Annotated in this window: 18 protein-coding genes; 16 read left to right on the forward strand and 2 right to left on the reverse strand. The window is 68.3% G+C overall.

Annotated features, from left to right (window positions below; all coding sequences use genetic code 11):
* The first annotated feature begins 67 nt into the window (after positions 1–67).
* Together OHB24_RS13455 and OHB24_RS13460 are read left to right on the forward strand one after the other, a co-directional pair.
* Positions 68–1,336 carry an aspartate kinase gene (locus OHB24_RS13455; protein WP_131337442.1) on the forward strand — a complete coding sequence of 423 codons (1,269 nt, stop codon included), beginning with the start codon at positions 68–70 and terminating at the stop codon, positions 1,334–1,336.
* The gene (locus OHB24_RS13460) at positions 1,333–2,439 is read left to right on the forward strand and encodes an aspartate-semialdehyde dehydrogenase (protein ID WP_327639334.1); all 1,107 of its coding nucleotides are present in this window, start codon (positions 1,333–1,335) and stop codon (positions 2,437–2,439) included. Before OHB24_RS13455 ends, OHB24_RS13460 begins: the two co-directional genes overlap by 4 nt.
* A gap of 64 nt (positions 2,440–2,503) precedes the next feature.
* Here OHB24_RS13460 and OHB24_RS13465 read toward each other — a convergent pair whose 3' ends face one another.
* Positions 2,504–3,493: a helix-turn-helix domain-containing protein gene (locus tag OHB24_RS13465; RefSeq protein ID WP_327639335.1), complete on the reverse strand. Its 990-nt coding sequence runs from the start codon at positions 3,491–3,493 to the stop codon at positions 2,504–2,506.
* Positions 3,494–4,688: 1,195 nt separating this feature from the next.
* On the opposite strand from OHB24_RS13465, the gene OHB24_RS13470 reads away from it, so the two are divergent.
* The 14 genes from OHB24_RS13470 to OHB24_RS13535 are packed head-to-tail and all read left to right on the forward strand — an operon-like array spanning position 4,689 to position 20,724.
* Positions 4,689–5,555 carry an ABC transporter permease gene (locus OHB24_RS13470; RefSeq protein ID WP_327639336.1) on the forward strand — a complete coding sequence of 289 codons (867 nt, stop codon included), beginning with the start codon at positions 4,689–4,691 and terminating at the stop codon, positions 5,553–5,555.
* Between the two features lie 16 nt (positions 5,556–5,571).
* Positions 5,572–6,360, forward strand: a complete 789-nt coding sequence (locus OHB24_RS13475) for an ABC transporter ATP-binding protein (RefSeq protein ID WP_327639337.1) — start codon at positions 5,572–5,574, stop codon at positions 6,358–6,360.
* A gap of 3 nt (positions 6,361–6,363) precedes the next feature.
* Complete coding sequence (locus OHB24_RS13480) at positions 6,364–7,476, forward strand: glycosyltransferase (protein WP_327639338.1); 1,113 nt, start codon at positions 6,364–6,366, stop codon at positions 7,474–7,476.
* Positions 7,473–8,795 carry a glycosyltransferase gene (locus tag OHB24_RS13485; RefSeq protein WP_327639339.1) on the forward strand — a complete coding sequence of 441 codons (1,323 nt, stop codon included), beginning with the start codon at positions 7,473–7,475 and terminating at the stop codon, positions 8,793–8,795. Before OHB24_RS13480 ends, OHB24_RS13485 begins: the two co-directional genes overlap by 4 nt.
* Complete coding sequence (locus OHB24_RS13490; RefSeq protein ID WP_327639340.1) at positions 8,792–9,451, forward strand: hypothetical protein; 660 nt, start codon at positions 8,792–8,794, stop codon at positions 9,449–9,451. Before OHB24_RS13485 ends, OHB24_RS13490 begins: the two co-directional genes overlap by 4 nt.
* Complete coding sequence (locus OHB24_RS13495) at positions 9,452–10,645, forward strand: hypothetical protein (RefSeq protein WP_327639341.1); 1,194 nt, start codon at positions 9,452–9,454, stop codon at positions 10,643–10,645. It begins immediately after the preceding gene.
* Positions 10,642–11,253, forward strand: coding sequence for an acyltransferase (locus OHB24_RS13500; RefSeq protein WP_133786571.1), 612 nt, complete (start codon positions 10,642–10,644; stop codon positions 11,251–11,253). Before OHB24_RS13495 ends, OHB24_RS13500 begins: the two co-directional genes overlap by 4 nt.
* A complete protein-coding gene (locus OHB24_RS13505; RefSeq protein WP_327641057.1) occupies positions 11,250–12,341 on the forward strand; it encodes a DegT/DnrJ/EryC1/StrS family aminotransferase in 1,092 nt (363 codons plus the stop codon). The genes OHB24_RS13500 and OHB24_RS13505 overlap by 4 nt, the downstream gene beginning before the upstream one ends.
* A gap of 1 nt (position 12,342) precedes the next feature.
* A complete protein-coding gene (locus OHB24_RS13510) occupies positions 12,343–13,344 on the forward strand; it encodes a Gfo/Idh/MocA family protein (protein ID WP_327639343.1) in 1,002 nt (333 codons plus the stop codon).
* A 2-nt stretch (positions 13,345–13,346) separates the two neighbouring features.
* Positions 13,347–14,411: a non-hydrolyzing UDP-N-acetylglucosamine 2-epimerase gene (gene wecB, locus OHB24_RS13515; protein ID WP_327639344.1), complete on the forward strand. Its 1,065-nt coding sequence runs from the start codon at positions 13,347–13,349 to the stop codon at positions 14,409–14,411.
* Between the two features lie 4 nt (positions 14,412–14,415).
* Positions 14,416–15,618, forward strand: coding sequence for an acyltransferase family protein (locus OHB24_RS13520; protein WP_327639345.1), 1,203 nt, complete (start codon positions 14,416–14,418; stop codon positions 15,616–15,618).
* A 25-nt stretch (positions 15,619–15,643) separates the two neighbouring features.
* Positions 15,644–16,945, forward strand: coding sequence for a nucleotide sugar dehydrogenase (locus tag OHB24_RS13525; protein ID WP_327639346.1), 1,302 nt, complete (start codon positions 15,644–15,646; stop codon positions 16,943–16,945).
* On the forward strand, positions 16,942–19,566 hold the full coding sequence (locus OHB24_RS13530) for a glycosyltransferase family 4 protein (protein WP_327639347.1): 2,625 nt from the start codon (positions 16,942–16,944) through the stop codon (positions 19,564–19,566). The genes OHB24_RS13525 and OHB24_RS13530 overlap by 4 nt, the downstream gene beginning before the upstream one ends.
* A complete protein-coding gene (locus OHB24_RS13535) occupies positions 19,567–20,724 on the forward strand; it encodes a glycosyltransferase (protein ID WP_327639348.1) in 1,158 nt (385 codons plus the stop codon).
* 157 nt (positions 20,725–20,881) lie between these two features.
* Here OHB24_RS13535 and OHB24_RS13540 read toward each other — a convergent pair whose 3' ends face one another.
* Positions 20,882–22,789 (reverse strand): CocE/NonD family hydrolase, encoded by a 1,908-nt coding sequence (locus OHB24_RS13540; protein ID WP_327639349.1) that lies wholly within the window; start codon positions 22,787–22,789, stop codon positions 20,882–20,884.
* Positions 22,790–22,931: the final 142 nt, after the last annotated feature.

Raw genomic sequence — 22,931 nt, forward strand, 5'->3', positions numbered from 1 at the left:
ACCGAACGACTACGCCTGGTGCAACGCCGCACGGCGTACCGCAACCAGTGGTTTGAGGAGAAACACTGTGGGACGCGTCGTACACAAGTACGGCGGTTCTTCGGTCGCCGACGCCGATTGCATCAAGCGCGTGGCCCAACGGATCGTCGCGACAAAGAAGGCCGGGAACGACGTCGTGGTGGTCATCTCCGCCATGGGCGACACGACCGACGAACTGATGGACCTGGCCCAGCAGGTCTCTCCGCTGCCCCCGCCGCGCGAGCTCGACATGCTGCTCACCTCGGGTGAGCGGATCTCGGCCGCGCTGCTGGCGATGGCGATCGCCAACCTGGGGTACGAGGCCCGCAGCTTCACCGGATCGCAGGCCGGCGTGATCACGACCGCCGCGCACGGCAACGCGCGCATCATCGACATCACGCCGGGCCGGATCGAGGACGCGCTCGGCGAGGGCCACATCGCGATCGTGGCTGGTTTCCAGGGCGTCGCCCAGGACACCAAGGACATCACCACGATGGGCCGCGGCGCCTCCGACACCACCGCGGTGGCGCTGGCCGCCGCGCTGGAGGCCGACTACTGCGAGATCTACACCGACGTGGACGGCATCTTCACCGCGGACCCGCGGATCGTGCCGGCCGCTCAGCAGATCCCGAAGATCTCCTACGAGGAGATGCTCGAGATGGCTGCCTGCGGCGCCAAGGTGCTGCACCTGCGCTGCGTCGAGTACGCGCGGCGTTACAACGTCCCCGTCCATGTGCGTTCCTCCTTCTCGCAGAAGGAAGGCACCTGGGTCGTCGATGCGAAGGAACTGGATCAGATGGAACAGGCGATCATCTCCGGCGTCGTGCAGGACCGCGGCGAAGCCAAGATCACGGTGGTCGGCGTGCCCGACAAGCCGGGTGAGGCGGCCCGGATCTTCGAGACGGTCGCCGGTGCCGACACCAACATCGACATGATCGTGCAGAACGTGTCCGCGGTCGCCACGAACCGCACCGACATCTCGTTCACGCTGCCCCGCGCCGACGGCGCCCGGGCGATGTCCGCGCTGGCGCGGATGAAGGACGAGGTGGGCTATGAGCAGTTGCTGTACGACGACCAGATCGGAAAGGTCTCCGTCGTCGGGGTCGGAATGCGCTCGCACCCGGGCGTTTCCGCGAAGTTCTTCTCCGCGCTCGCCGACGCCGGCGTGAACATCGAGATGATCTCCACCTCGGAGATCCGGATCTCGGTGGTCGTGGACGAGAACCTGGTGGATGCTGCCGTGACCGCGGCGCACACCGCATTCGATCTGGACGACGAGCACACCTCGGCTGTCGTGTACGGAGGAACTGGACGGTGACCCCTGTGAGCGCTGTGGAGAACACGATCGAGGACCGGACGGGTCTGCCTTCCCTGGCGGTGGTCGGTGCGACCGGCGCCGTCGGGACGGTGATGCTGACCTTGCTCTCGACCAGGCAGAACGTCTGGGGAGAGATCCGGCTGATCGCCTCCGAGCGCTCCGCGGGCAAGCGGCTCAAGGTCCGCGGCGAGGAGGTCGAGGTCGTCGCGATCAGCGAGCAGGCCTTCGACGGCATCGACGTGGCGATGTTCGACGTACCGGACGAGGTGTCGGCGCACTGGGCGCCGATCGCGGCCGCCAAGGGCGCCGTCGTGGTGGACAACTCCGGCGCGTTCCGGATGGACCCGGACGTGCCGCTGGTGGTCCCCGAGGTGAACGCCGAGGCGGCCCGGAACCGGCCGAAGGGCATCATCTCCAACCCGAACTGCACGACGCTGTCGATGATCGTCGCGATGGGCGCGCTGCACCACCGCTACGAGCTCGAGCAGCTCGTGGTGGCGTCGTACCAGGCCGCGTCCGGTGCCGGGCAGTCCGGGATCGACACGTTGTACGACCAGCTCGCCAAGGTGGCCGGCAACCGCGAGCTGGGGAGCACTCCGGGCGATGTCCGGCGTCTGGTCGGCAACGACCTCGGCCCGTTCGCGGCCCCGCTGGCGCTGAACGTCGTACCGTGGGCCGGCTCGCTCAAGGACGACGGCTGGTCGTCGGAGGAGCTGAAGGTCCGCAACGAGTCCCGCAAGATCCTCGGCCTGCCGGACCTCAAGGTGTCCGCGACCTGCGTACGGGTCCCGGTCGTCACCACGCACTCGCTGTCGGTGCACGCCCGGTTCGTCCAGGAGGTCGACGCCGACGGCGCCCGCGAGGTACTGCGGGACGCTCCTGGCGTGCTGCTGTTCGACAACCCGGCCGAGGGTGAGTTCCCGACGCCGGCCGACGTGGTCGGCACCGACCCGACCTGGGTCGGCCGGATCCGCAAGTCGCTCGACGACCCGAACGCGCTGGAGCTGTTCGTCTGCGGCGACAACCTCCGCAAGGGCGCGGCACTGAACACCGCCCAGATCGCCGAGGTCGTCGCGAAGGAGTTCATCCCCGCCCAGGCCTGAACCCGAGCCGAATGTCCTACGCGAGGGTGGTGTGGGGTGCGGCCTCACAACAGCCTGAGAGGCTCTACAGCCAGTTCTCCCGGGCTGCGTGCAGGGCGAGCTGGAAGCGGGTGCTGGCGCCGGTGCGGTTCATCAGGCGCTCCAGGTAGCGGAAGAACGTCCGGCGGCTGATACCGAGCGTGCGGGCGATGGTGTCGTCCGCTGCGCCGGTCGCCAGCAACGCCAGCAGGCGGCGCTCGATCGGCTCCAGGCGGTCGTCCTCGGTGCCCACCGAAGCGTGCAGTGGCAGCGCGTTGCGCCAGCACAGCTCGAACATCCCGATCAGCGCGGACAGCAGGCTGCTCGGCCGGATGATCAGCAGCGACCGGTTCACGTCGGTGTCGCGCGCGGACATCGACACGAACGCGATCGCGCCGTCGATGATCGTCAGCTTCGCCGGTACGTCGGGTAGCACCCGCGCCTGCTCACCGGCCTCCACACAAGGAAGGATGTTCTCGGTCAGGTAGCCCGGCACCTCGACGGACTCCGGCGAGTACACGACCCGGTAGGAGACGCCGCGGCGGAGCTGGTCGATCTCCTCCTGGTTCGGTCCGCCGATGTAGTACGGCGGGGAGTCGATGGCCAGGATCTCGCGCTGGACGCCGCTCTTGATCTGGTGGATCCGCTCGACGATCGCGCTGCCGGTGACGACCTCGATGAGGTGCGTGGTCGACTCGTTGTGCACGGTCCGGCGGAATTCGTCGTACGCGTTCAGGACCTCGATCCGGGCCTGCTTCAGCTCGGACTCGCGGCGCAGTGTCATCGCCTCCAGGCCCGCGTCCGGCGGCACCGGCAGGTAGCGCGAGTGGTCCGAACCGGATCGCCTGGCCAACCCGGCCTGCACCAGGCCGCCCAGGGTGGCGTCGATCGAGCGTTCCCGGTCGGGGACCGCCTCGCCCAGTTCGGTGATCGACGACGGGCCGGTCCGCAGCAGATGCTGGTAGACCTTGATCTCGTCGTCGTTGAGCCCGAGCACCTTCAAATGGCCGACACGCTCCGTGTCCGTTGTGCTCACAAAGCTCCCCTCCCTTCCGGCTGCTGTCACCGTCCGCTACCGCCCTTCCAGCCTAGACGGGACGGTCCAGGGCCGTCGGCACTGAACGTGTCGACGTCAATGCACGCAGCGATATTTGTTGTCCTGTCAGCATTATTGTGCCGTGTCACCATCTGGCCACCCTTTCCGCGCAGTAGTGAGCGAGAATTGAGGTCCAGCAGCCCGGCGACGGACCACCTGAGCGCCGCCGGGCTGCTGTTCCAATTCTGGCCCGAGTTGGCTGTCTCGTCAGCGGAGCCTGTTTCGGTTGGGTCTCGATCCCGGCGCATCGGTGCCCTCGCACTTCCGTGCCATCACTGGCTGTGCTGGAGGGTGTACAAAATGTGGCATCTCCAATCGTGAGGCCGATGAGGAGGAGTGCCCGATGCGACCGGTTCCGCCCTGTGCCGCCGACCGTACCGGTGCCGCCGTCCCCAGCGCCCGCGGGTCCTTGCAGGGATCCCGGCGGGCGTTGTCCTCCTGCGGTCTCCGGTCCGTCCCCACACCTGCTGCGCGCACCTGCCGGCGTCCGCAGCCGCTCTGGGGACGGATTGAGGGTGCGATGACCGCCGCCCTGGTCATCGTGCCGGCCGATCCGGCGCGGCTGTCCGCTACCGCCCACTGCGGACGTGCTCCCGGATCGACGGTGGAACCCCAGGGGGTGCTGAAGGGTGCTCCGTGGATGGTGAGGCTGTCCATGGGGAGCGCGGATGTGATGTTGCGTGTCACGTCCGCCGCCCGGCACGCCCCGGCCAGGACGCACTTCCTGGGGTCCCGCCCATAACACCCGTGCCCGCTGACCTCTCTGGTCACGCGGCCGGTGTGACAGGTCACGTCAACTTCGGACGGCGGGGTAGCGTCGTACATCGTGAATTGACCGCGATTTGACTTGGCTGGAAGGCGTTTTGGTCGTCCCCGGCTGTCAAATGTATATTCCGGATAACGATCGGCGAAGGACGACGCAGGTGTTGTGGTTGCAGCGGGGTACGACGTTCGGTAGCCGTCCGTACGTCGTTGCTCACTAAGGAGGACCGCTGTGTCGTCGGCGTCCGTGCCGATCCGCTACTCTGCTTCCCGGTCTGCGTGGCACGTCGCCGTACCCCGGGCGGCTACCGTCGAAACCCAGGTGATCGGCCATCGTGGATCCAACCTTCCGGCAGAGAGAGGCATCGCCTGAATGAACGCGACTAGCGTCGACGAGGAGTTCAACCCGTCGGTGCACGTGTACGAACCACACAAGGTCGGTCTGCCGAAACTGCGCCCGTACTTCAGGGCGTTGTGGCAGCGGCGGGAGTTCGCAGCGGAGATGTCCCGGACCAACATCCGGGCCGCCAACACGAACACCTTCTTCGGCCAGGTGTGGCTGGTGCTGAACCCACTGCTGCTGGCAGCGGTCTACTACCTACTGGTCGACATCATCGCCGGTGGGAGTACCAAGATCGATGCCGGTGAGCGGTTCGCGCACATGTGCGGCGGCCTCTTCGCCTTCTACTACTTCTCCGGTGCGATGACAGCGGGCGCGGCGAGCGTCGTCGGCGGCGGCAAGCTGCTGATGAACCAGTCGTTCCCGCGGATGTTGTTGCCGCTGTCGGCGGTGCGGACTGCGTTCTTCCGCTTCCTGCCGACCTTGGTCGTCTATCTGGTCATCCACCTGGCAATGCGGCAGCCCCTGCACTGGGCGATGCTGCTGGCCCCGGCGTTCCTGATCATGCTGACGGTGTTCGCCGCCGGCATGGGCATGATCTTCGCGGCCCTGCAGGTGTACTTCCGGGACACCACCAGCTTCCTGCCGTACTTCGTGCGGATCTGGCTCTACATGTCACCGGTGCTGTGGTTCGCCGAGCAGGCCCCGGCGAAGTTCAAGGGCTTCATCCAGTACAACCCGCTCTACCCGCTGATCGGCGGCTGGGCCGACCTGCTGGTGCGTGGCGACATCCCGAAGTGGCAGATGTGGGCCGGCGGTGGGTTCTGGGCGATCGTCGCCTTCGTGATCGGCTCGCTGTTCTTCATGTCGAGGGAGCGTGAGTTCGTTGTCCGTCTCTGACACTGAGAAGAAGCCGATGCAGAAGAGCCCTTCGGACATTCCGGCCGTCAAGGTGCAGGACGTGTCCATCACCTACCGGACCACGTTCGAGCGGGTGCCGACGTTCAAGAGCGCTCTGGTGCGCTTCGGTCGCGGCGAGCGGGCGGTCCGTGAGGTCAAGGCCGTCCAGAACGTCTCGTTCGACGTCAACCACGGCACCACGATCGGCATCATCGGCGCGAACGGCGCCGGGAAGTCGACGCTGATGCGCGCGGTCGCCGGCATCCTGCCGCCGACCTCGGGCCGGATCGAGGTGCACGGCCGGGTCTCCACCCTGCTGTCGCTGGGCGTCGGCTTCAACGCCGCCCTGTCCGGCAAGGAGAACGTGGTCCTCGGCGGACTCGCGGCGGGCCTGAGCCGCAAGGAGATCGAGGCCCGGTACGAGGAGATCGCGGAGTTCGCCGAGCTCGGTGACTTCATGGAGATGCCGATGCGGACGTACTCGTCCGGCATGTTCAGCCGGCTGGCGTTCTCCGTCGCGGTGCACATGGATCCGGACATCCTGCTGATCGACGAGGCGCTGTCGGCGGGTGACGCGTCGTTCAAGAGCAAGGCCGCGGCCAAGATGGGCGAACTGGTCACGAACAGCCGGACCATGTTCCTGGTCAGCCACGCGATGAGCAGTGTCCGCGAGATGTGCAACGACTGCATCTGGTTGCACAAGGGCAAGCTGATGATGCGCGGTGAGCCGAACGAGGTCATCCAGGCCTACACGAAGTTCCTGCAGGTCGGCGAAGCAGAAGCTGTCTCACTCGAGGACCTCTGACCAATGTCACGCAGCACCGCGCCGGACGTGGGGATCATCACGACCGGCCACGACGTGGCCGATGCGCGCCTGCACAAGATCACCGCTGCCCTGCAGCACCGTGATCTGTCGGTCGAGCTGTGGGGCCTCGGCGACGCCGACGGTGGACCGGAGGGTGCTGTGGTGCACGCCGGACCGCGCGGCAACCTGGTGCAGCGGCTGGCCCGGACTGCCGTACTGCCGTGGCGGACCAAGGCCAAGGTGGTGATGACGGTCGACCCGGACATGATCCCGTTCACCCGGCTCGTCACCGCGCTGCGGCGGCGCAAGTTCGTGGTCGACGTGCACGAGGATTACGAGCGGCTGCTGGCCGATCGCGCGTGGGCGCAGGGTCCTGCGGGTCTGCCGGCCCGGCTGATCGTGCGCGCCGGGTCGAAGCTGGCCGCGGGCGCCGATCTCACCGTGGTCGCAGACTCGCACCTCGCACCTCACCAGGCGAAGCACCGCATCGTGGTGCAGAACCTTCCCAACCGCGGCTTCCTGGCCCCGTCCCCGCCCACCGGCGCACCGCGTGCGGTGTACGTCGGGGACCTGCGCAGGAGCCGTGGACTGTTCGACATGGTCGAGACCGTCGCCGCGGCGCCGGACTGGTCTCTCGACCTGGTCGGCCCGGTCGCACCGTCGGACCGGGACGAGCTGGAGGCCCGGATCGCGCAGCCCGACCTCACCGGTCGGGTCCGGCTGCACGGGCGCCAGCCACCGGCGGACGCGTGGCAGCTCACCAAGGGAGCTTGGGCGAGCCTGGCCATGCTGCAGCCGACCCCGGCGTTCGTGGAAGCGATGCCGTCCAAGATCTACGAGTACCTCGCCAGCGGTCTTCCCGTGCTGTCCACCCGGCTGCCCCGGCAGACCAAGGTGATCGAGGAGTCCGGTGGCGGAGTCCTGGTGGACTCGGTGGCGGAGGCGTCCGAGACCCTGCGGCGCTGGTCCGCGGACCCCGGTGAGCTGGAGAAGCTGCGCGACCACGCGCTGCAGTGGGCGGCGGACCATCTGCCCACGAACACGCCGTACGACGACCTGGCCGACGCGATTCTCAAACTGCTGAAGGACCCTGCTTCCTTGAAAGGACGTGCATGACCGCCCGCCCTCATCTGTTGTACGTCGCCTGGGGCTTCCCGCCCTGCCGTGGCGGCGGTGTCTACCGGGCTCTGGCCACGGCCAACCGGTTCGCCGCGCTCGGCTGGAAGGTGACCGTGCTGACGGCCGACCGCGACACGTTCTTCCGGTTCACCGGTGCGGACCTGACCCTCGAGGAGCGGGTCGACCCGTCCGTCGAGGTCGTCCGGGTCCCGTTCGAGTGGCCGATTCTCGAAGCCGACCTGCGCCGCTGGTCCAAGCGCCGGGCGTCGAACCCGAAGCTCTGGGCCAAGTGGCGCACCAAGCAGGACCAGATCCCGTTCCCGGAGAGCGGCTACGGGCCGTGGCGTTCGGTGCTCGAGAAGGCCGCGGAGCGCATCCACCAGGCGAACAAGGTCGACCTGACGGTCGCCACCGCCAACCCGCACGTCGCGTTCACCGCGGCGTACCACCTGCACAAGAAGTTCCAGGTGCCGTACGTCATGGACTACCGCGACGCGTGGCTGCTGGACGTGTTCACCGGTGACCGGCTGCACGAGCCGAACAGCCGCGCCGCCAAGTGGGAGAAGAAGCTGGTCGAGTCCGCGCGCGAGGTCTGGTTCGTGAACGACCCGATCAAGGACTGGCACGAGAAGCTCTACCCGGCGCAGGCGAGCCGGATGCACACGGTCGCCAACGGCTTCGACCCCGACCTGGTGCCGGACACGCAGGACCGCGGCGCGGTCACCGACCGGCCGCTGGTCTTCGGGTACGTCGGAACGGTGTCGCCGAAGGTGCCGCTCGCGGACTTCGTCAAGGGCTGGCAGCTCGCCAAGGAGCAGTCCGAGGAACTCGCCGGCGCGAAGGCGAAGATCTACGGCTACCTCGGGTACTACGCGCAGCCGCGGGCGGACATGCTCGCGACCATCAACGCCGCCACCGACGACGGGGTCAGCTACGAGGGCCCGGTCGGCAAGGCGGAGATCGCCAAGGCGTACGACGAGTTCGACGCGCAGCTGCTGATGCTGGGCAAGGGCCGGTACGTGACGAGCGGCAAGGTGTTCGAGTACCTCGCCACCGGACTGCCCGTGGTGTCGGTTCACGACCCGGAGAACGCGGCGTCCGACGTACTGCGTGGGCATCCGTTGTGGTTCCCGGTCGAGGATGTGACGCCGGAGGCGATCGCGGCGGCGCTGATCGAGGCGGCGCACGCGGCCCGCACCGCGGACGAGGGCATCCGGGCGAAGGCGCGCGAGTTCGGTGCGTCGTACCGGCGGGACCTGCAGCTGGATCCGCGGATCGAGTCGCTGGCCGCGAGTGTGAAGGGGGTTGCCGCATGAGCAACGTCGTTCTGCTGTCCACGCGCAAGCTGCCGCCGACGTACTTCGACCAGGTCCGCGAGGACCTCGGCGACCAGAACATCACCATCGACGTCGTCGGCTGGGTGGCGCCGTCCGCCTGGGTGGCCGACAAGGTCAACACCTTCACGCTGATCGGCCCGGGCCGCATGCCGGCCGAGCCGATCGTGGAAGAGCCGGTCGTGGAGGAAGAAGTAGCAGAGGTTGAGAGTGCTGCTCCGGTTGTCGAGGAGCCTGCACCGAAGCCGCAGCCTGCGCCTGCTCCTGCACCGGCTGCTCCGGCGAAGCCGAAGCCGACTGGCGCCAAGCGGGTCGTGAAGGCGGTCGAGTGGCGGGCCCGGAAGGCTAGGAAGGTCGCCGGCCGGATGTTGCCCAAGGCAATCAAGACCTCGGCGCCGGTGAAGTTCCTGCGCGGCCAGCGGGCGACCAGCGATCTCGGCAAGACGTACTGGGAGCGGGTGCTCAGCCGTCGCGACGTGCTGTCGACCATCGACCAGGCCGATGTCGTGATCGCGCTCGACGCCGGCGCCATCTGGGCCGGCTGGAACCTCGGTCAGCGGAAGGCCAGCACGCCGGTCGTGCTCGGTCTACCGGCCGCCCGCCGGGAGCTCGACATGATGAAGGTCCCTACCAAGTAAATGGGTGACACGACGACGATGACGATCCGCGAGCGCCTGCCGGCGCCGTTGGCCCGGACCGCGGGAGCGGTCCGGCGGCGCCTGCGCGGCTTGCGGTACTCGTATGCGTCGCTGCCCGCCTTCCCGCCGGCAGCGTCGACACCGGTGCGGATGCTGGTCGGGCCGACCAACTCCGCCGGTCAGGGGCACGCCTGGGCACAGGCCGCCGAGACCCTGCCGGACGTCAGCGCCGTCGCGTTCTCCTTGCACCGCAAGGGACAGTTCCAGTTCGCCGACGACTACGGCGTACCGCTGGCGTGGTTCGGCCAGCCGCGCTGGCAGCGCGCCCAGGAGCAGTACGTCGTCGAGAACTACACGCACGTGATGGTCGAGTCGCTGCGTCCGCTCTTCGGGGCCCGCGGCGTCTCGGACGCGTCCGCCGACATCGAGACGATGCTCGGCAAGGGCATCAACGTGAGCCTGCTCTTCCACGGCTCCGACATCCGCCTGCCCAGCCGGCACGCGAAGCGCGAGCGCTGGTCGCCGTTCACCCCCGGTGACGAGCTGACCGACCGCCTCGAGCCGCAGGCCCGCCGGCACGCCGAACTGGTCGAGTCGCTGCAGCTCCCGGTCTTCGTCTCCACGGTCGACCTGCTGGACGACGTACCGAACGCCCAGTGGCTGCCGGTCGCGATCGATCCGGCGCCCTGGCAGCAGGCCGCGCGGCCGTTGTTCTCCGGCGAGAAGCCGGTCGTCGCGCACGTTCCGTCGAACGCGAAACTCAAGGGCACCGAGGAGATCGACGCGGTGCTGACCAGGCTGCACGACAGCGGCGTGGTCGAGTACCGGCGGATCACCGGCGTACCGCACGAGCAGATGGCGAAAGTCATCGGCGACGCGGACATCGTTGTCGATCAGCTCCGGATCGGCCTGTACGGCGTGGCAGCCGCAGAAGCGCTGGCGGCCGGGCGGATCGTGGTTTCGTACGTCGGTGAAGCGGTGCGCCACCGGGTGCGTAGTCTGGCCGGGCGAGAGGTGCCGATCGTGGAGGCGGATCCCGACACCCTGGGTGATGTCGTCACCGGCCTGATCGCGGATCGTGACGCCGCCGCCGAGCGGGCGGCCGCCGGCCCCGGTTTCGTGGTGGAGCTGCACGACGGACGCCGCTCGGCCGAAGTACTGAGAAGTTGGCTCATTTCGAAGGAGACCCTGTGACGTCCCGCATCGCGCCATCCGCCGACGTCGACGACAGCGCCCAGATCGGCGACGGTTCGTCGGTCTGGCATCTGGCCCAGATCCGCGAGAACGCGGTCCTCGGCAAGAACTGCATCGTCGGCCGCGGTGCCTACGTCGGGACCGGGGTCCGGATGGGCGACAACTGCAAGATCCAGAACTACGCGCTGGTGTACGAGCCCGCGTCCCTCGAGGACGGCGTGTTCATCGGCCCGGCGGTGGTTCTCACCAACGACTACTTCCCGCGCGCGGTGAACCCGGACGGGACGCCGAAGAGCGGGCACGACTGGGAACCGGTCGGCGTGACGATGAAGGAAGGCTGCTCGCTCGGTGCGCGCAGCGTCTGCGTGGCCCCGGTCACCATCGGCCGCTGGGCGACCGTCGCCGCGGGTGCGGTCGTCACGAAGGACGTGCCAGACTTCGCGCTGGTCGCCGGGGTCCCGGCGCGCCGGCTCAAGTGGGTCGGCAAGGCCGGGGTCCCGCTGCTCTCCGTCGGGGACGGCGAGTGGAAGTGCCCGAACACGGGCGAGATGTACATCGAAACCGACGGACGGCTGCGGCCGGCCGGTGAAGCAATGGAGGAGAACTGATGGTGCAGCCGATTCCGGCCGCGAAGCCGATCATCGGGAAGGAGGAGCGCGAGGCTGTCGACCGTGTCATGCAGTCCGGCATGCTCGCCCAGGGTCCTGAGGTGGCGGCCTTCGAGCAGGAGTTCGGCGCAGCGCTGGTCTCCGGCCGGGCGTGCGTCGCGACGAACTCGGGCACGTCGGGTCTCCACCTCGGCCTGCTGGCCGCGGGGGTCGGACCGGGTGACGAGGTCATCGTCCCGTCCTTCACCTTCGCCGCGACCGCGAACAGCGTCGCGCTGACCGGCGCCACCCCGGTGTTCGTCGACATCGAGCCGACGTACTTCTGCCTGGACCCGGTCGCGGTCGAGGCCGCGATCACCGAGAAGACCAAGGCCGTCATGCCGGTGCACCTGTTCGGTCACCCGGCCAACATCACCGCGCTGCAGGCGATCGCCGACAAGCACGGCATCCAGATCTACGAGGACGCGGCGCAGGCTCACGGCGCCACCTGGAACGGCGCGCCCGTCGGCACCTTCGGCGAGTTCGCGATGTTCAGCCTCTACCCGACCAAGAACATGACGTCCGGCGAGGGCGGCATGAACTCGGTCGCGAACGCCGACCTCGAGCGCCGGATGCGGCTGTTCCGCAACCAGGGCATGCTCAAGCAGTACGAGAACGAGGTCGTCGGCCTGAACAACCGCATGACCGACCTGCACGCCGCCATCGGCCGCGTGCAGCTGACCAAGGTCGGCGGCTGGACCAAGCAGCGGCAGGAGAACGCGGCCTTCCTGGACGCGAACCTGCAGGGTGTCGCCGTTCCGGCGGTCGCCGCCGAGGCGACCCACGTGTACCACCAGTACACGATCCGCGTGACCGAGGACCGCGACGGTTTCGCGAACGCGCTCCGGACCGAGTACGGCGTCGGCTGCGGCGTGTACTACCCGATCCCGAACCACCGGCTCCCGTCGTTCCAGCGTGAGCTGGACCTGCCGGAGACCGAGAAGGCCGCGGCCGAGGTGCTCTCGCTGCCGGTCCACCCCTCGCTGTCCGAGGACGACCTGAACCGGATCGTGGCCGCGGTGAACACCGTGGCGAAGGCGGGTGCGTGAGATGGCGAACCTGCGTGCGGGCCTGATCGGCCTGGGCATGATGGGCCGGCACCACGGCCGCGTCCTGGCGTCCCTCGAGGGCGTCGACCTGGTCGCGGTCGCCGACCCGGGCGGTGACAAGTTCAACGTGGCCGGCGGTCGTCCGGTGCACGAGACCATCGAGCAGCTGATCGCCGAGAAGCTCGACTACTGCATGGTCGCGGTGCCGACGCAGTACCACGCCGAGATCGCGAAGGCGCTGGCCGAGGCCGGCGTACACGCGATGATCGAGAAGCCGCTGGCCGGTTCCTCGGCCGAGGCGACCGAGATCGCGAAGGCGTTCGAGGCGGCCGGTCTGGTCGGCGCGGTCGGCCACATCGAGCGGTACAACCCGGCGCTGCAGGCGCTGCGGGTGCGGCTGGAGGCCGGCGAGCTGGGCGACATCTACCAGATCACCACCCGCCGCCAGGGCCCGTTCCCGGCCCGGATCGCCGACGTCGGCGTGGTGCTCGACCTGGCCACCCACGACATCGACCTGACCGCCTGGGTGACCCAGTCGCCGTTCGTCTCGGTGTCGGCGCAGAGCGCCCACAAGTCGGGACGGCAGTACGAGGACCTGATCGCGGTGACCGGCAAGCTGGCCGACGGCACCGTCACCAGCCACCTGGTCAACTGGCTGTCCCCGATGAAGGAGCGCCTCACCGTCGTCACCGGTGAGAAGGGCGCCTTCATCGCCGACACCCTGACCGCCGACCTGACCTTCCACGCGAACGGCACCGTCGTCACCGCGTGGGACGACGTCGCGCACTTCCGCGGTGTCAGCGAGGGCGACATGGTCCGGTACGCGATCAGCAAGCCGGAGCCGCTGCGCACCGAGCACGAGGCGTTCCGCGACGCGGTGCTCGGCAAGGAGGCGGACATCGTCACTCTGCAGCAGGGTCTGACCACCGTGAAGGTGGCCGAGGCCGTTCTGCAGTCGGCATCCGAGGATCGAACCGTCAAGGTCGCCGGGGAGTCCCAGTAACCATGAAGGTTCTGAGCGTTGTCGGGGCGCGCCCGCAGTTCGTGAAGCTGGCGCCGGTGGCGGAGGCGTTTGCCGCCGCGCAAGAGCAACATGGGCACCAGCACGTGATCGTGCACACCGGCCAGCACTACGACAAGAACATGTCCGACGTGTTCTTCGCCGACCTGCGGATCCCGGCCCCGGACGTCCACCTGGGCGTCGGGTCCGGCAGCCACGGTGTCCAGACCGGCGCGATGCTGGCCGCGATGGACGCCGTACTGGACGAGCACAAGCCGGACTGGGTGCTGGTGTACGGCGACACGAACTCGACGCTCGCCGGCACGCTGTCCGCGGTGAAGATGCATCTGCCGGTGGCGCACCTCGAGGCCGGGCTGCGCTCGTTCAACCGGCTGATGCCGGAGGAGCACAACCGGGTCCTCACGGACCACGCGGCGGACCTGCTGCTGGCCCCGACCCAGGTGGCGATGGACCACCTGGCGAACGAGGGTCTGAAGGACAGGTCGCGGCTGGTCGGCGATGTGATGACCGACGTGTGCTTCCGGGTCCGCGACGCGGTCAAGGACAACGAGCTCGACCTGCCGTTCAAGCGCGGTGAGTACGTCGTCTCGACCATCCACCGGGCCGAGAACACCGACGACCCGGAGCGGCTGGCCGCGATCGTCGACGGTCTCGGCGCGGCCGGTACGCCGGTCCTGCTGCTGGCCCACCCGCGGCTCGTCGCGAAGTGTGCGGAGCACGGCATCAAGCTGGAGCGTCCGGACGGTTCGCTGCACGTCCGGGAGCCGCTGGCGTACCCGGAGATGGTCGCGGCCGTGCTCGGTTCGGCCGGTGTCGTGACCGACTCCGGCGGTCTTCAGAAGGAGGCCTTCCTGCTCGGCCGGGTGTGCACCACGCTGCGCACCGAGACCGAGTGGGTCGAGACGCTGGACGACGGATGGAACGTGTTGACATCCGACGTGAGTAAGCTGCCCGAGTTGGCTGCCCGGCCGACGCCCACCGGGGACCGCCCGATGCCGTACGGCGACGGCCACGCTGCAGAGCGTGTCGTTGCCACTCTCGCGGAGTAACCACATGACGAAGGCCGCCGAAGAGAACAAGACGCCGCCGACCCAGGAAGCCCCCGGGTCGGCCGCTGCCACGACTCCACCTCCCGGCGCGCCAGTCAGTACGACCCCCGCGGACGCGGGTCCACCGCGCCCCGGCAAGAGGTTGCCACGAGTCGAGTCGCTCACCGGTTTGCGCTGGTGGGCGGCCTTCTTCGTGTTCTGCCACCACATGACCCAGCTGGCGCCACTGCCAATCTTCAAATTCCTGCAGTACGGCACGTCCGGCGTCACGTTCTTCTTCGTGCTGTCCGGGTTCGTGCTCACCTGGTCGTCCCGGCCGGGGACGAAGATCAGCACGTTCTACCGGCGCCGGTTCGCGCGGATCTTCCCGCTGTACTTCCTCACCCTGGTCGCCGCGATCTTCGTCTTCTACCGGTTCGAGCCGCCGACCGGGATGGCCTGGATCAAGCCGGTCTCGATGACTGTGCTGGTACTGTCCGGGCTCCTGCTGCAGGGTTGGTCGAACAACCCGACGATCCTGTACGGCGGTAACCCGGCCGGCTGGACGCTGTCGGTGGAGGCGTTCTTCTACGCGTACTTCCCGTTCGTCTGGCGGGCCACGCAGCGGCTGAAGACGGTCGGCGGCCTGATCCTGTGCGTCTCGGTGCTCGTGCTCGGCGGGGCGTACCGCCTGGCGCTGTTCCACTACAAGGCCGACGTACCGGTGCTGCCGCAGCCGGTGCTGCACTCGGTGGCTTTCCTGTTCGGTATCGGCCTCGCGATCTCGCTGCGGTCCGGCTGGAGGCCGCGGATCCCGGTGTGGTTCGCGTTCCTGGTCACCGGCGGCGGCCTGTACCTGCTCTATTACTCCGGTGTGCACGCGAAAACGTTCCCGGGCGCGATCACCATGGGCCTGTGCCAGAAAGAGATCCTCACCTTCCTGTACGGCTTCCTGATCCTCGCGGTCGCCGCCCGCGACATGCGCGGCGGCCGGTCGGTGCTGCGCAGCAAGCCGATGGTCGCGCTCGGCCAGTGGTCGTACGCCTTCTACCTCGTGCACGCCACGATCCTGTACGCGATCAAGGAACAGCACGGTGTCGCCGGCCCGATCGGCTGGTCGAACCTGACCTGGTACGCCGGTGTCCTTGTCCTCTCGATCTTCGCCTCGGCGCTGCTCTACAAGTTGGTCGAGCACCCGCTGGAACGGAAGCTCCGAGGCCCCCGATGAAGAATCACTACCTAGTGGAGTTGCTGTGCGTGTCAGTGTTGTTGCCTTAGGCAAGATCGGACTGCCGTTGGCGGTCCAGTTCGCGGCCAAGGGCCATCAGGTCGTCGGCGTCGACATCAACCAGAAGTTCGTTGACCTGGTGAACGCCGGCCAGGAGCCGTTCCCGGGTGAGGCCCACCTGCAGGAGCTGCTCGCCGAGACCGTGGCCGACGGCCGCCTGCGGGCGACCACGGACTACGCGGACGCGATCCCGAACAGCGACGCGGTCGTCGTGGTCGTACCGCTGTTCGTGGACGAGCAGACCGGTCAGCCCGAGTTCGGCTGGATGGAGAACGCGACCCGTTCGCTGGCCGAGCACCTCGCGCCCGGCACGCTGGTCAGCTACGAGACCACGCTCCCGGTCGGCACCACCCGGAACCGGTGGAAGCCGATGCTGGAGGAGATCTCCGGCCTGACCGAGGGCACCGACTTCCACCTGGTGTTCTCGCCGGAGCGGGTGCTCACCGGCCGCGTCTTCGCGGACCTGCGCAAGTACCCGAAGCTCGTCGGCGGCCTGTCCGAGGAGGGCGCGAAGCGCGCCATCGCCTTCTACGAGGCCGTCCTGGACTTCGACGAGCGTCCGGACCTGGACCGCGCGAACGGCGTCTGGGATCTGGGCTCCGCGGAGGCGGCCGAGCTGGCGAAGCTGGCCGAGACCACCTACCGCGACGTGAACATCGGCCTGGCGAACCAGTTCGCCCGGTTCGCCGGCCAGAACGGCATCGACGTACACGCCGTCATCGAGGCGTCGAACTCGCAGCCGTACAGCCACATCCACCGGCCGGGTATCGCGGTCGGCGGCCACTGCATCCCGGTCTACCCGCGGCTGTACCTGTACACCGACCCGGACGCCACCGTCGTCCGGGCCGCCCGCGAGGCGAACGCCGGCATGCCCGACTACACGATCGGTCTGCTCGAGGGCGCGTTCGGTGACCTCAAGGGCGCCAACGTCGTCGTGCTCGGCGCGTCGTACCGCGGTGGCGTCAAGGAGACCGCGTTCTCCGGGGTCTTCCCGGCCGTGGAGGCGTTGAAGGCGCGCGGCGCCGAGGTGTCCGTGCACGACCCGCTGTACACCGACGAGGAGCTCCAGGGTCTCGGCTTCACGCCGTACACGCTGGGCACGCCGGTGGACGCGGCGGTGCTGCAGGCGGACCACGCGGAGTACGCGCAGCTGAGCCCGGCGGACCTGCCGGGCGTGAAGGTACTCGTCGACGGTCGCGACCGCACCGACCCGGCCAAGTGGGCCGGCGTGCGTCGGATTGTGATCGGAAGGTCGGTCAGCCAGTGACACATGCCGACCTGCGGGTCGTGATGATGGTCGCCAACGACGTCACCAACGACAGCCGGGTCCGCAAGGAGGCCGCAGCATTGGCCGAGACCGGAGCAGAAGTCACTGTGCTCGGGGTCTCGGCCAGCGGTCTGCCGTCGAGGGAGATGCTCGACGGAGCGCTGATCGTCCGGGTAGCGGTGCCTTTCACGCTGCGTGAGGAACGGAAACGAAGCCGCACGGCACGCCGCAACTGGCGGCCGCCGATGGTGGGGTACCGGTACCGAGCAACCTATGTGGCGCGCAGCCAGCGGATCGCGGCCGAGATCAAGGAGCTCAAGGCGGACTCGGGGCACGCGATCGCGCGGGCCAAGGCGGGCCAGGGGAATCCGGTCAAGTTCAAGGCCGGCGTCGCCACCCGGCTGATCCGTCGCGCGCGCTGGCAGGCCGCCGAGCGCGCCGCCTGGGTCCGCAAGGGCGTCGGCAACAAGGCGGACGGACCGTTCAAGTTCAGCTGGCGAGCGTACGACGGGGTGCTGCACCGGCTGCCCTGGCCGGCGCCGTGGCGCAAGCTGCACCCGGAGGCGCTGGACCTGGAGATCGCGTTCGGCGACCTGATCGACCGCCTCGAGCCGGACGTGGTGCACGCCCACGACATGCACGTGATCGGTGTCGCGACCCGCGCGGCCGGCCGCGCCAAGCTGCGCGGCCGCAAGCTGAAGGTCGTGTACGACGCGCACGAGTACGTCGCGGGACTCTCGCAGTACGGCGCCCGGACCCGGCGTTCGATCGCGGCCTGGGCCAACCACGAGCGCGAGTACATCGGCGAAGCGGACCGGGTGATCACCGTCAGCCCGGCCATCGCGACCCGGTTGCAGCGCGAGCACAACCTGCGGCACGAGCCGACCGTGGTGATGAACACGCCGAACCCTGCTGACGTGTCGGTCGAGGTGTCCGACATTCGCAGCCAGATCGGCCTGGCCTCCGACGTACCGCTGCTGGTCTACAGCGGTGGGGTGACGCGGGCGCGCGGCATCCACACCGCCGTACAGGCGCTGGTGGATCTGCCGGACGCGCACCTGGCCGTCGTGTGTGTTCCCGGTGTGGCGACGGATGCGGTCCGCGAGCTGCAGGCGCAGGCCGTGCAGCTCGAGGTGCAGGACCGTCTGCACTGCCTGGACCCGGTGAAGCCGGACGAGGTGGTCGCGTTCCTGCGGACCGCCGACGTCGGGCTGATCCCGATCCTGCGCTACCCGAGCCACGAGATGGCGTTGCCGAACAAGCTGTTCGAGTACGCATTCGCGGGGCTGCCGGTGGTCGTCAGCGACATGCCGAGCATGAAGGAGTTCGTCGACCGCACCAAGATCGGCGAGGTCTTCACCGCGGCCGACGCGCACGACCTGGCGTCCAAGGTCCGCACGGTGCTCGGCGATCTGGACAGCTACCGCGAGCGGGTCGCGGATCCGGCGTACCAGCAGGAGGTGTCCTGGGCCGGGCAGGCGACCAAGCTCCGTGAGCTGTACAGCGAGCTGACCGGGCAGCAGATGGATATCACGCGGCCGGGCGGCAAGATGAGCAAGACCGGGCGGCACCTGCTGCTCGGTCCGGTCAACAGCGCCGGCCAGGCGTGGTTGTGGGCGACCGCGCTCGAGCGTGAGGTGCCGGACGTCAAGGCGGAGTCACTGACCACGGGCAGCGGCGCGTTCGACTTCCGCGTGCACCGCACGGGCACGTACCGCCAGTACCGGTCGGACCTGCGCTGGCAGCTGGAGCTGACGGCGTACGCGTTGCGTGAGGTCACCCACGTGCTGTTCGAGGCGGGCCGGCCGATGTTCGGCCAGCAGCGCGGGCAGATGTGGACGACCGACGTACCGATGCTGGACCAGGCCGGGATCAAGCACGGTCTGGTGTTCCACGGGTCGGAGATCCGCGATCCTGCGCAGCACCGCGAGCAGTACCGTTACTCGCCGTTCCGCAACCCGGACGACGAGCTGACGGTGCGGCTGCAGGCCGCGAACAACCTGATGCGCCACCACCTCGACGGCTACAAGGGACCGGTCTTCGTCACCACGCCGGACCTGCTGGAGTTCGTCGACAACGGCATCTGGTTGCCGCTCGCCGTCGACGTCGAGGGTTTCGTGTCGACGCAGCCGGTGCTCGAGCGCGAGGTCCCGGTGGTGCTGCACGCGCCGTCGGCCTCCGCGTTGAAGGGTTCGGCGTACGTCGATCCTGTGCTGACGGACCTGGATGCGCGAGGCCTGATCAAGTACCAGCGGGTCCAGGGTGTGCCGCACGCGGAGCTCGCCGAGATGGTGAAGAGCGCCGACATCGTGGTCGACCAGTTGTTGCTCGGTTCGTACGGCGTGTTCGCCTGCGAGGCGATGGCTGCCGGCCGGGTCACTGTCGGGCACATCGCGGACCCGGTTCGCGACCTGCTGCCGACGGACCTGCCGATCGCCGAGGCGAACCCGGACGACCTGTCCGAGGTGATCGAGCGGCTGGTCGCCGAGCGCGACACGGCCCGCAAGATCGCCGACGCGGGACCGTCGTTCGTGCGCGACCTGCACGACGGCCGGAAGTCGGTCGCGGAACTGCTGCCGTTCCTCAACAACGAACTGGTGTACGAGGACGAGAGCGAGTAAGTGCGGATTCTGATGATCGCGCAGTCCCCGATCGCCGGGGACTCGCGGATCCTGCGGGAGGCGACGGCGCTCGCCGCGGCCGGTCACACGCTGCACGTGATCGGCCGGGACGTCCCTGAAGGCTTCGAAGTGGGGCCAGGGATCACGGTGGAGTCGGTCTCCCGCTCTTCCGGTCTGCGAACCGGGAACGGCGGGCTGACAGTCGGGCACGGGCATTCCGGTCCCAAGGTTCTCGCCAAGCGGTTCGGGCGGTGGCTGCTGCTGCCCGAGCACCGGAACCGCACCGAGAAGCAGTGGCGTCTTGCCGCGGCGGCTCAGGTGGCCGCGGCCGGTCCGGTCGACGTCGTGCACGCGCACGACTTCAACACGTTGGAACTCGCCGCGGAGTACGCCGCTCTGTGGTCTGCCTCGCTGGTGTACGACAGCCACGAGCTGTGGTTCGACCGGGCGCTGCCGGGGCGGCCGACGCCGATGTGGCGGGCGCGTGGGCGGCGGTACGAGGTGGCGTTGGCGTCTCGCGCGCGGGTCGTGTTCACGGTGTCGGACGGGATCGCGGCGCGGCTGCGGTCGCGTGGATTGACCGATGTGCGTGTCGTACGGAACACGTTCCCGCGTGCGGACGACGTACCGGCGGCACCTTCGCAGCCCGAGGGTTTGCTGTACGCCGGACGCGTCGGAGCCGGGCGTGATCTGCCGACCGTGGTCGCGGCGGCTCGTGAGCTGGCGCCGTTCCGGACGGTGCTGATGGGGTCGGTGGATCCCAACTATCGCTTGGATCTGGGGCCGGTGGAGACCGTCGCGGAGCGGTCCATCGACGAGGTCGACGACACGTTGCGCTCGTACGGCATCTCGCTCGTCACCCTCACCAACACCTGCGAGAACCATCGCCTCGCGCTACCGAACAAACTCTTCCACGCCGTCCGCGCCGGCGTTCCCGTCGTGGCGGCTGACCTCCCCGAGCTGCGAGCGGTCGTCACGCAGTACAAACTCGGCGGCCTCTACGAGCCCGGCAACGCCCACTCGCTGGCCACCGCGGTCCGCACGGTTATCGACAACTACACGACCTACACCGACGGTGTCCGCTCCGCCGCCACAGAACTCAACTGGGAACACGACTCCGCAACCCTCGTCGCCGCCTACGCCGACCTCCCCCAGTAACCCCATTTGCCTGGCAGACCCACCAATTTGCCTGGCAGACCCACCAATTTGCCTGGCAGACCCACCAATTTGCCTGGCCGACCCATCAAATGCGGGGTTTGTGACCCTGGATGAGGGTCACAAACCCCGCATTTCGCTGGTCTACCAGGCAAATGGCTTAGCGGGAGGCCTCGACCATTTGGCGCATCAGTTCGACCGGGTTCTTCTCCGGTTCGGGCTGGGCCAGCCGGGTGGAGGGGACTCGGGCCTGCGGGACCTCGGCCGTCTGGAGGGCTGTGGTGTAGCCCGTCAGCGGGAGGGTGAGGGATGAGCGGGTCGGGTCGAGCGTGATTGTCGCACCCGCGAACGGGACCGACGGGTTGTCGGGCTCGACCGTGAGCACGAGACCCAACCGGTGACCGGCAGCGAACACCACGTCGTCGGCGTTCAGCTCGAACGTGAGGTCGTACCAACGATCCGAACGCAGCGATTCCTTGGAATACATGGACTTGTAGTGCCCGACGTCCGCCAGCGTGCGCACCACGACGGACGTGTCGGAAACCGCCGTGTTGACCTGCGTCTTCGCATAGCAACCGGTGTCGAGCGCGTTGCCGTCACCCCAGCAGACGCGCGTGTCCGGCACGTTCGTGACGTTCACGTACCGGTTCGCCGTACCGTAGTCGACCAGCCGTGCCTTGATGCCTGAGGCAACCTTGTTGACCTTGACCCGGACCGACACCTTCCCGGTGCCGCTGACCCGGACCGCCTTCTCCAGCTCGTCGCTGAGGAACACCGCCCGGTCGGTCCGCGGTGTCGTCGGATCGAGTACGACGGTGTCCTCCGACTCCTTGTCCGTCCCGGTGAAGCTGATCGGGCTGCTCGTGCCGGTCAGCTTGCTGAGCTTCAGCGTGGTCTGCTTGGCGCCGGCCGCCGGCCATTTCGCCTCGTCGACGAACGACCCGTCCTCACGCTGCACTGTCGCCTGCGGTGTGTCCATCACGCCGTTCTTCAGGCCCTGCAGCCAGTAGTCGAACCACGGGTGCAGCTTGTCCACCCACTCGTCGCGGAAGCTGAACCCGTCCAGGTGCACGCCCTGGTGCAGGAAGATCTTCCGCGGCACGTTCCGCTTCGCGAGCTCGTCCCACCACTCGCCGAACTGCCGGGTCTTCACGTTCTCGTCGCCGAGCCCGTGCACGACGTACACACTGGACCGGACCTTGGAGGCGTCGAGCCGGTAGTTCCGCGGGTCCCACCACTTGCTGTACGAGCCGGTGCGGGTGTCGGAGTCCTGCTCGATCTCGTTCGTCATCTGCTCGCAGCGCGGCGAGGCGTCGTTGCTGACGTAGTCGTGCAGGAAGCCCATGTACTCGTCGTAGAACGGCACCCCGAAGCCGCGGGTGTAGTCGTACCAGCTGGAGATCGCCGCGATCGGCACGATGGTCTCCAGCCCGCGGACGCCGGTGCTCGCGACCGAGTTCGCGATCGTCCCGTTCCAGGACACACCGATCATGCCGGCCTTGCCGGTCGACCAGTCGGCCTTCGCGGCGCTGCCGTCCGGCTTGTGCCCGGTGGTCCGGTTGTTCAGCCAGTCGATGACGGCCTTGGTGCCGAGCACCTCGAGGTCCGCGCCGACGTCGCTGCAGCCGGTGGACCGGAACGTCCCTGGCATGTCGACGAACGCGACGGCGTACCCCCGGGGCACGAAGTAGTTGTCCAGCCAGCTCCCGAACACCTGCCGGGTGCCGGTCGCGTCGAAGTAGGTCGTCGGGTCGCCCGCGTAGTACGGCGAAGCCTGGATGATCACCGGTACGTCGATCCCGGCCTGAGCCGCCTCGCCCGGCCGGATGATGTCGACCGTGATCTGGTCGGTGATCCCGTTCGCGTCCCCGTCGAGCCGGGGTACGTCGACCTGCACCTTCTCGTGGATCGCGTTGTCGTAGTCGTAGGCGGGCACCGTCGCGGTGCCCTGGACGAAGGGCTTGGACGGTACGGCGGTAGGCCCGGCGACCGCGGTGAGCGAGGCGGCCGGGGCCAACACCGCCGCGAGCACCAGGGCCAGCCCGGTACGTAACCGAGTTCTGCGCATGCGTGGATCTCCCCCTATGGGCGGTAGGTGAAGACCTATTCTGTGCACAGAACTCACCTGCTCGCTCACTTTTCGTACACAGCAGGGGTAATACTTCGCCCGCAACTTTCGGTGTCTGCGCCGTATCAAAGGGTGTGAGAGG

It is taken from the genome of Kribbella sp. NBC_00482, assembly GCF_036013725.1.
In the GTDB taxonomy this organism is placed as follows: domain Bacteria; phylum Actinomycetota; class Actinomycetes; order Propionibacteriales; family Kribbellaceae; genus Kribbella.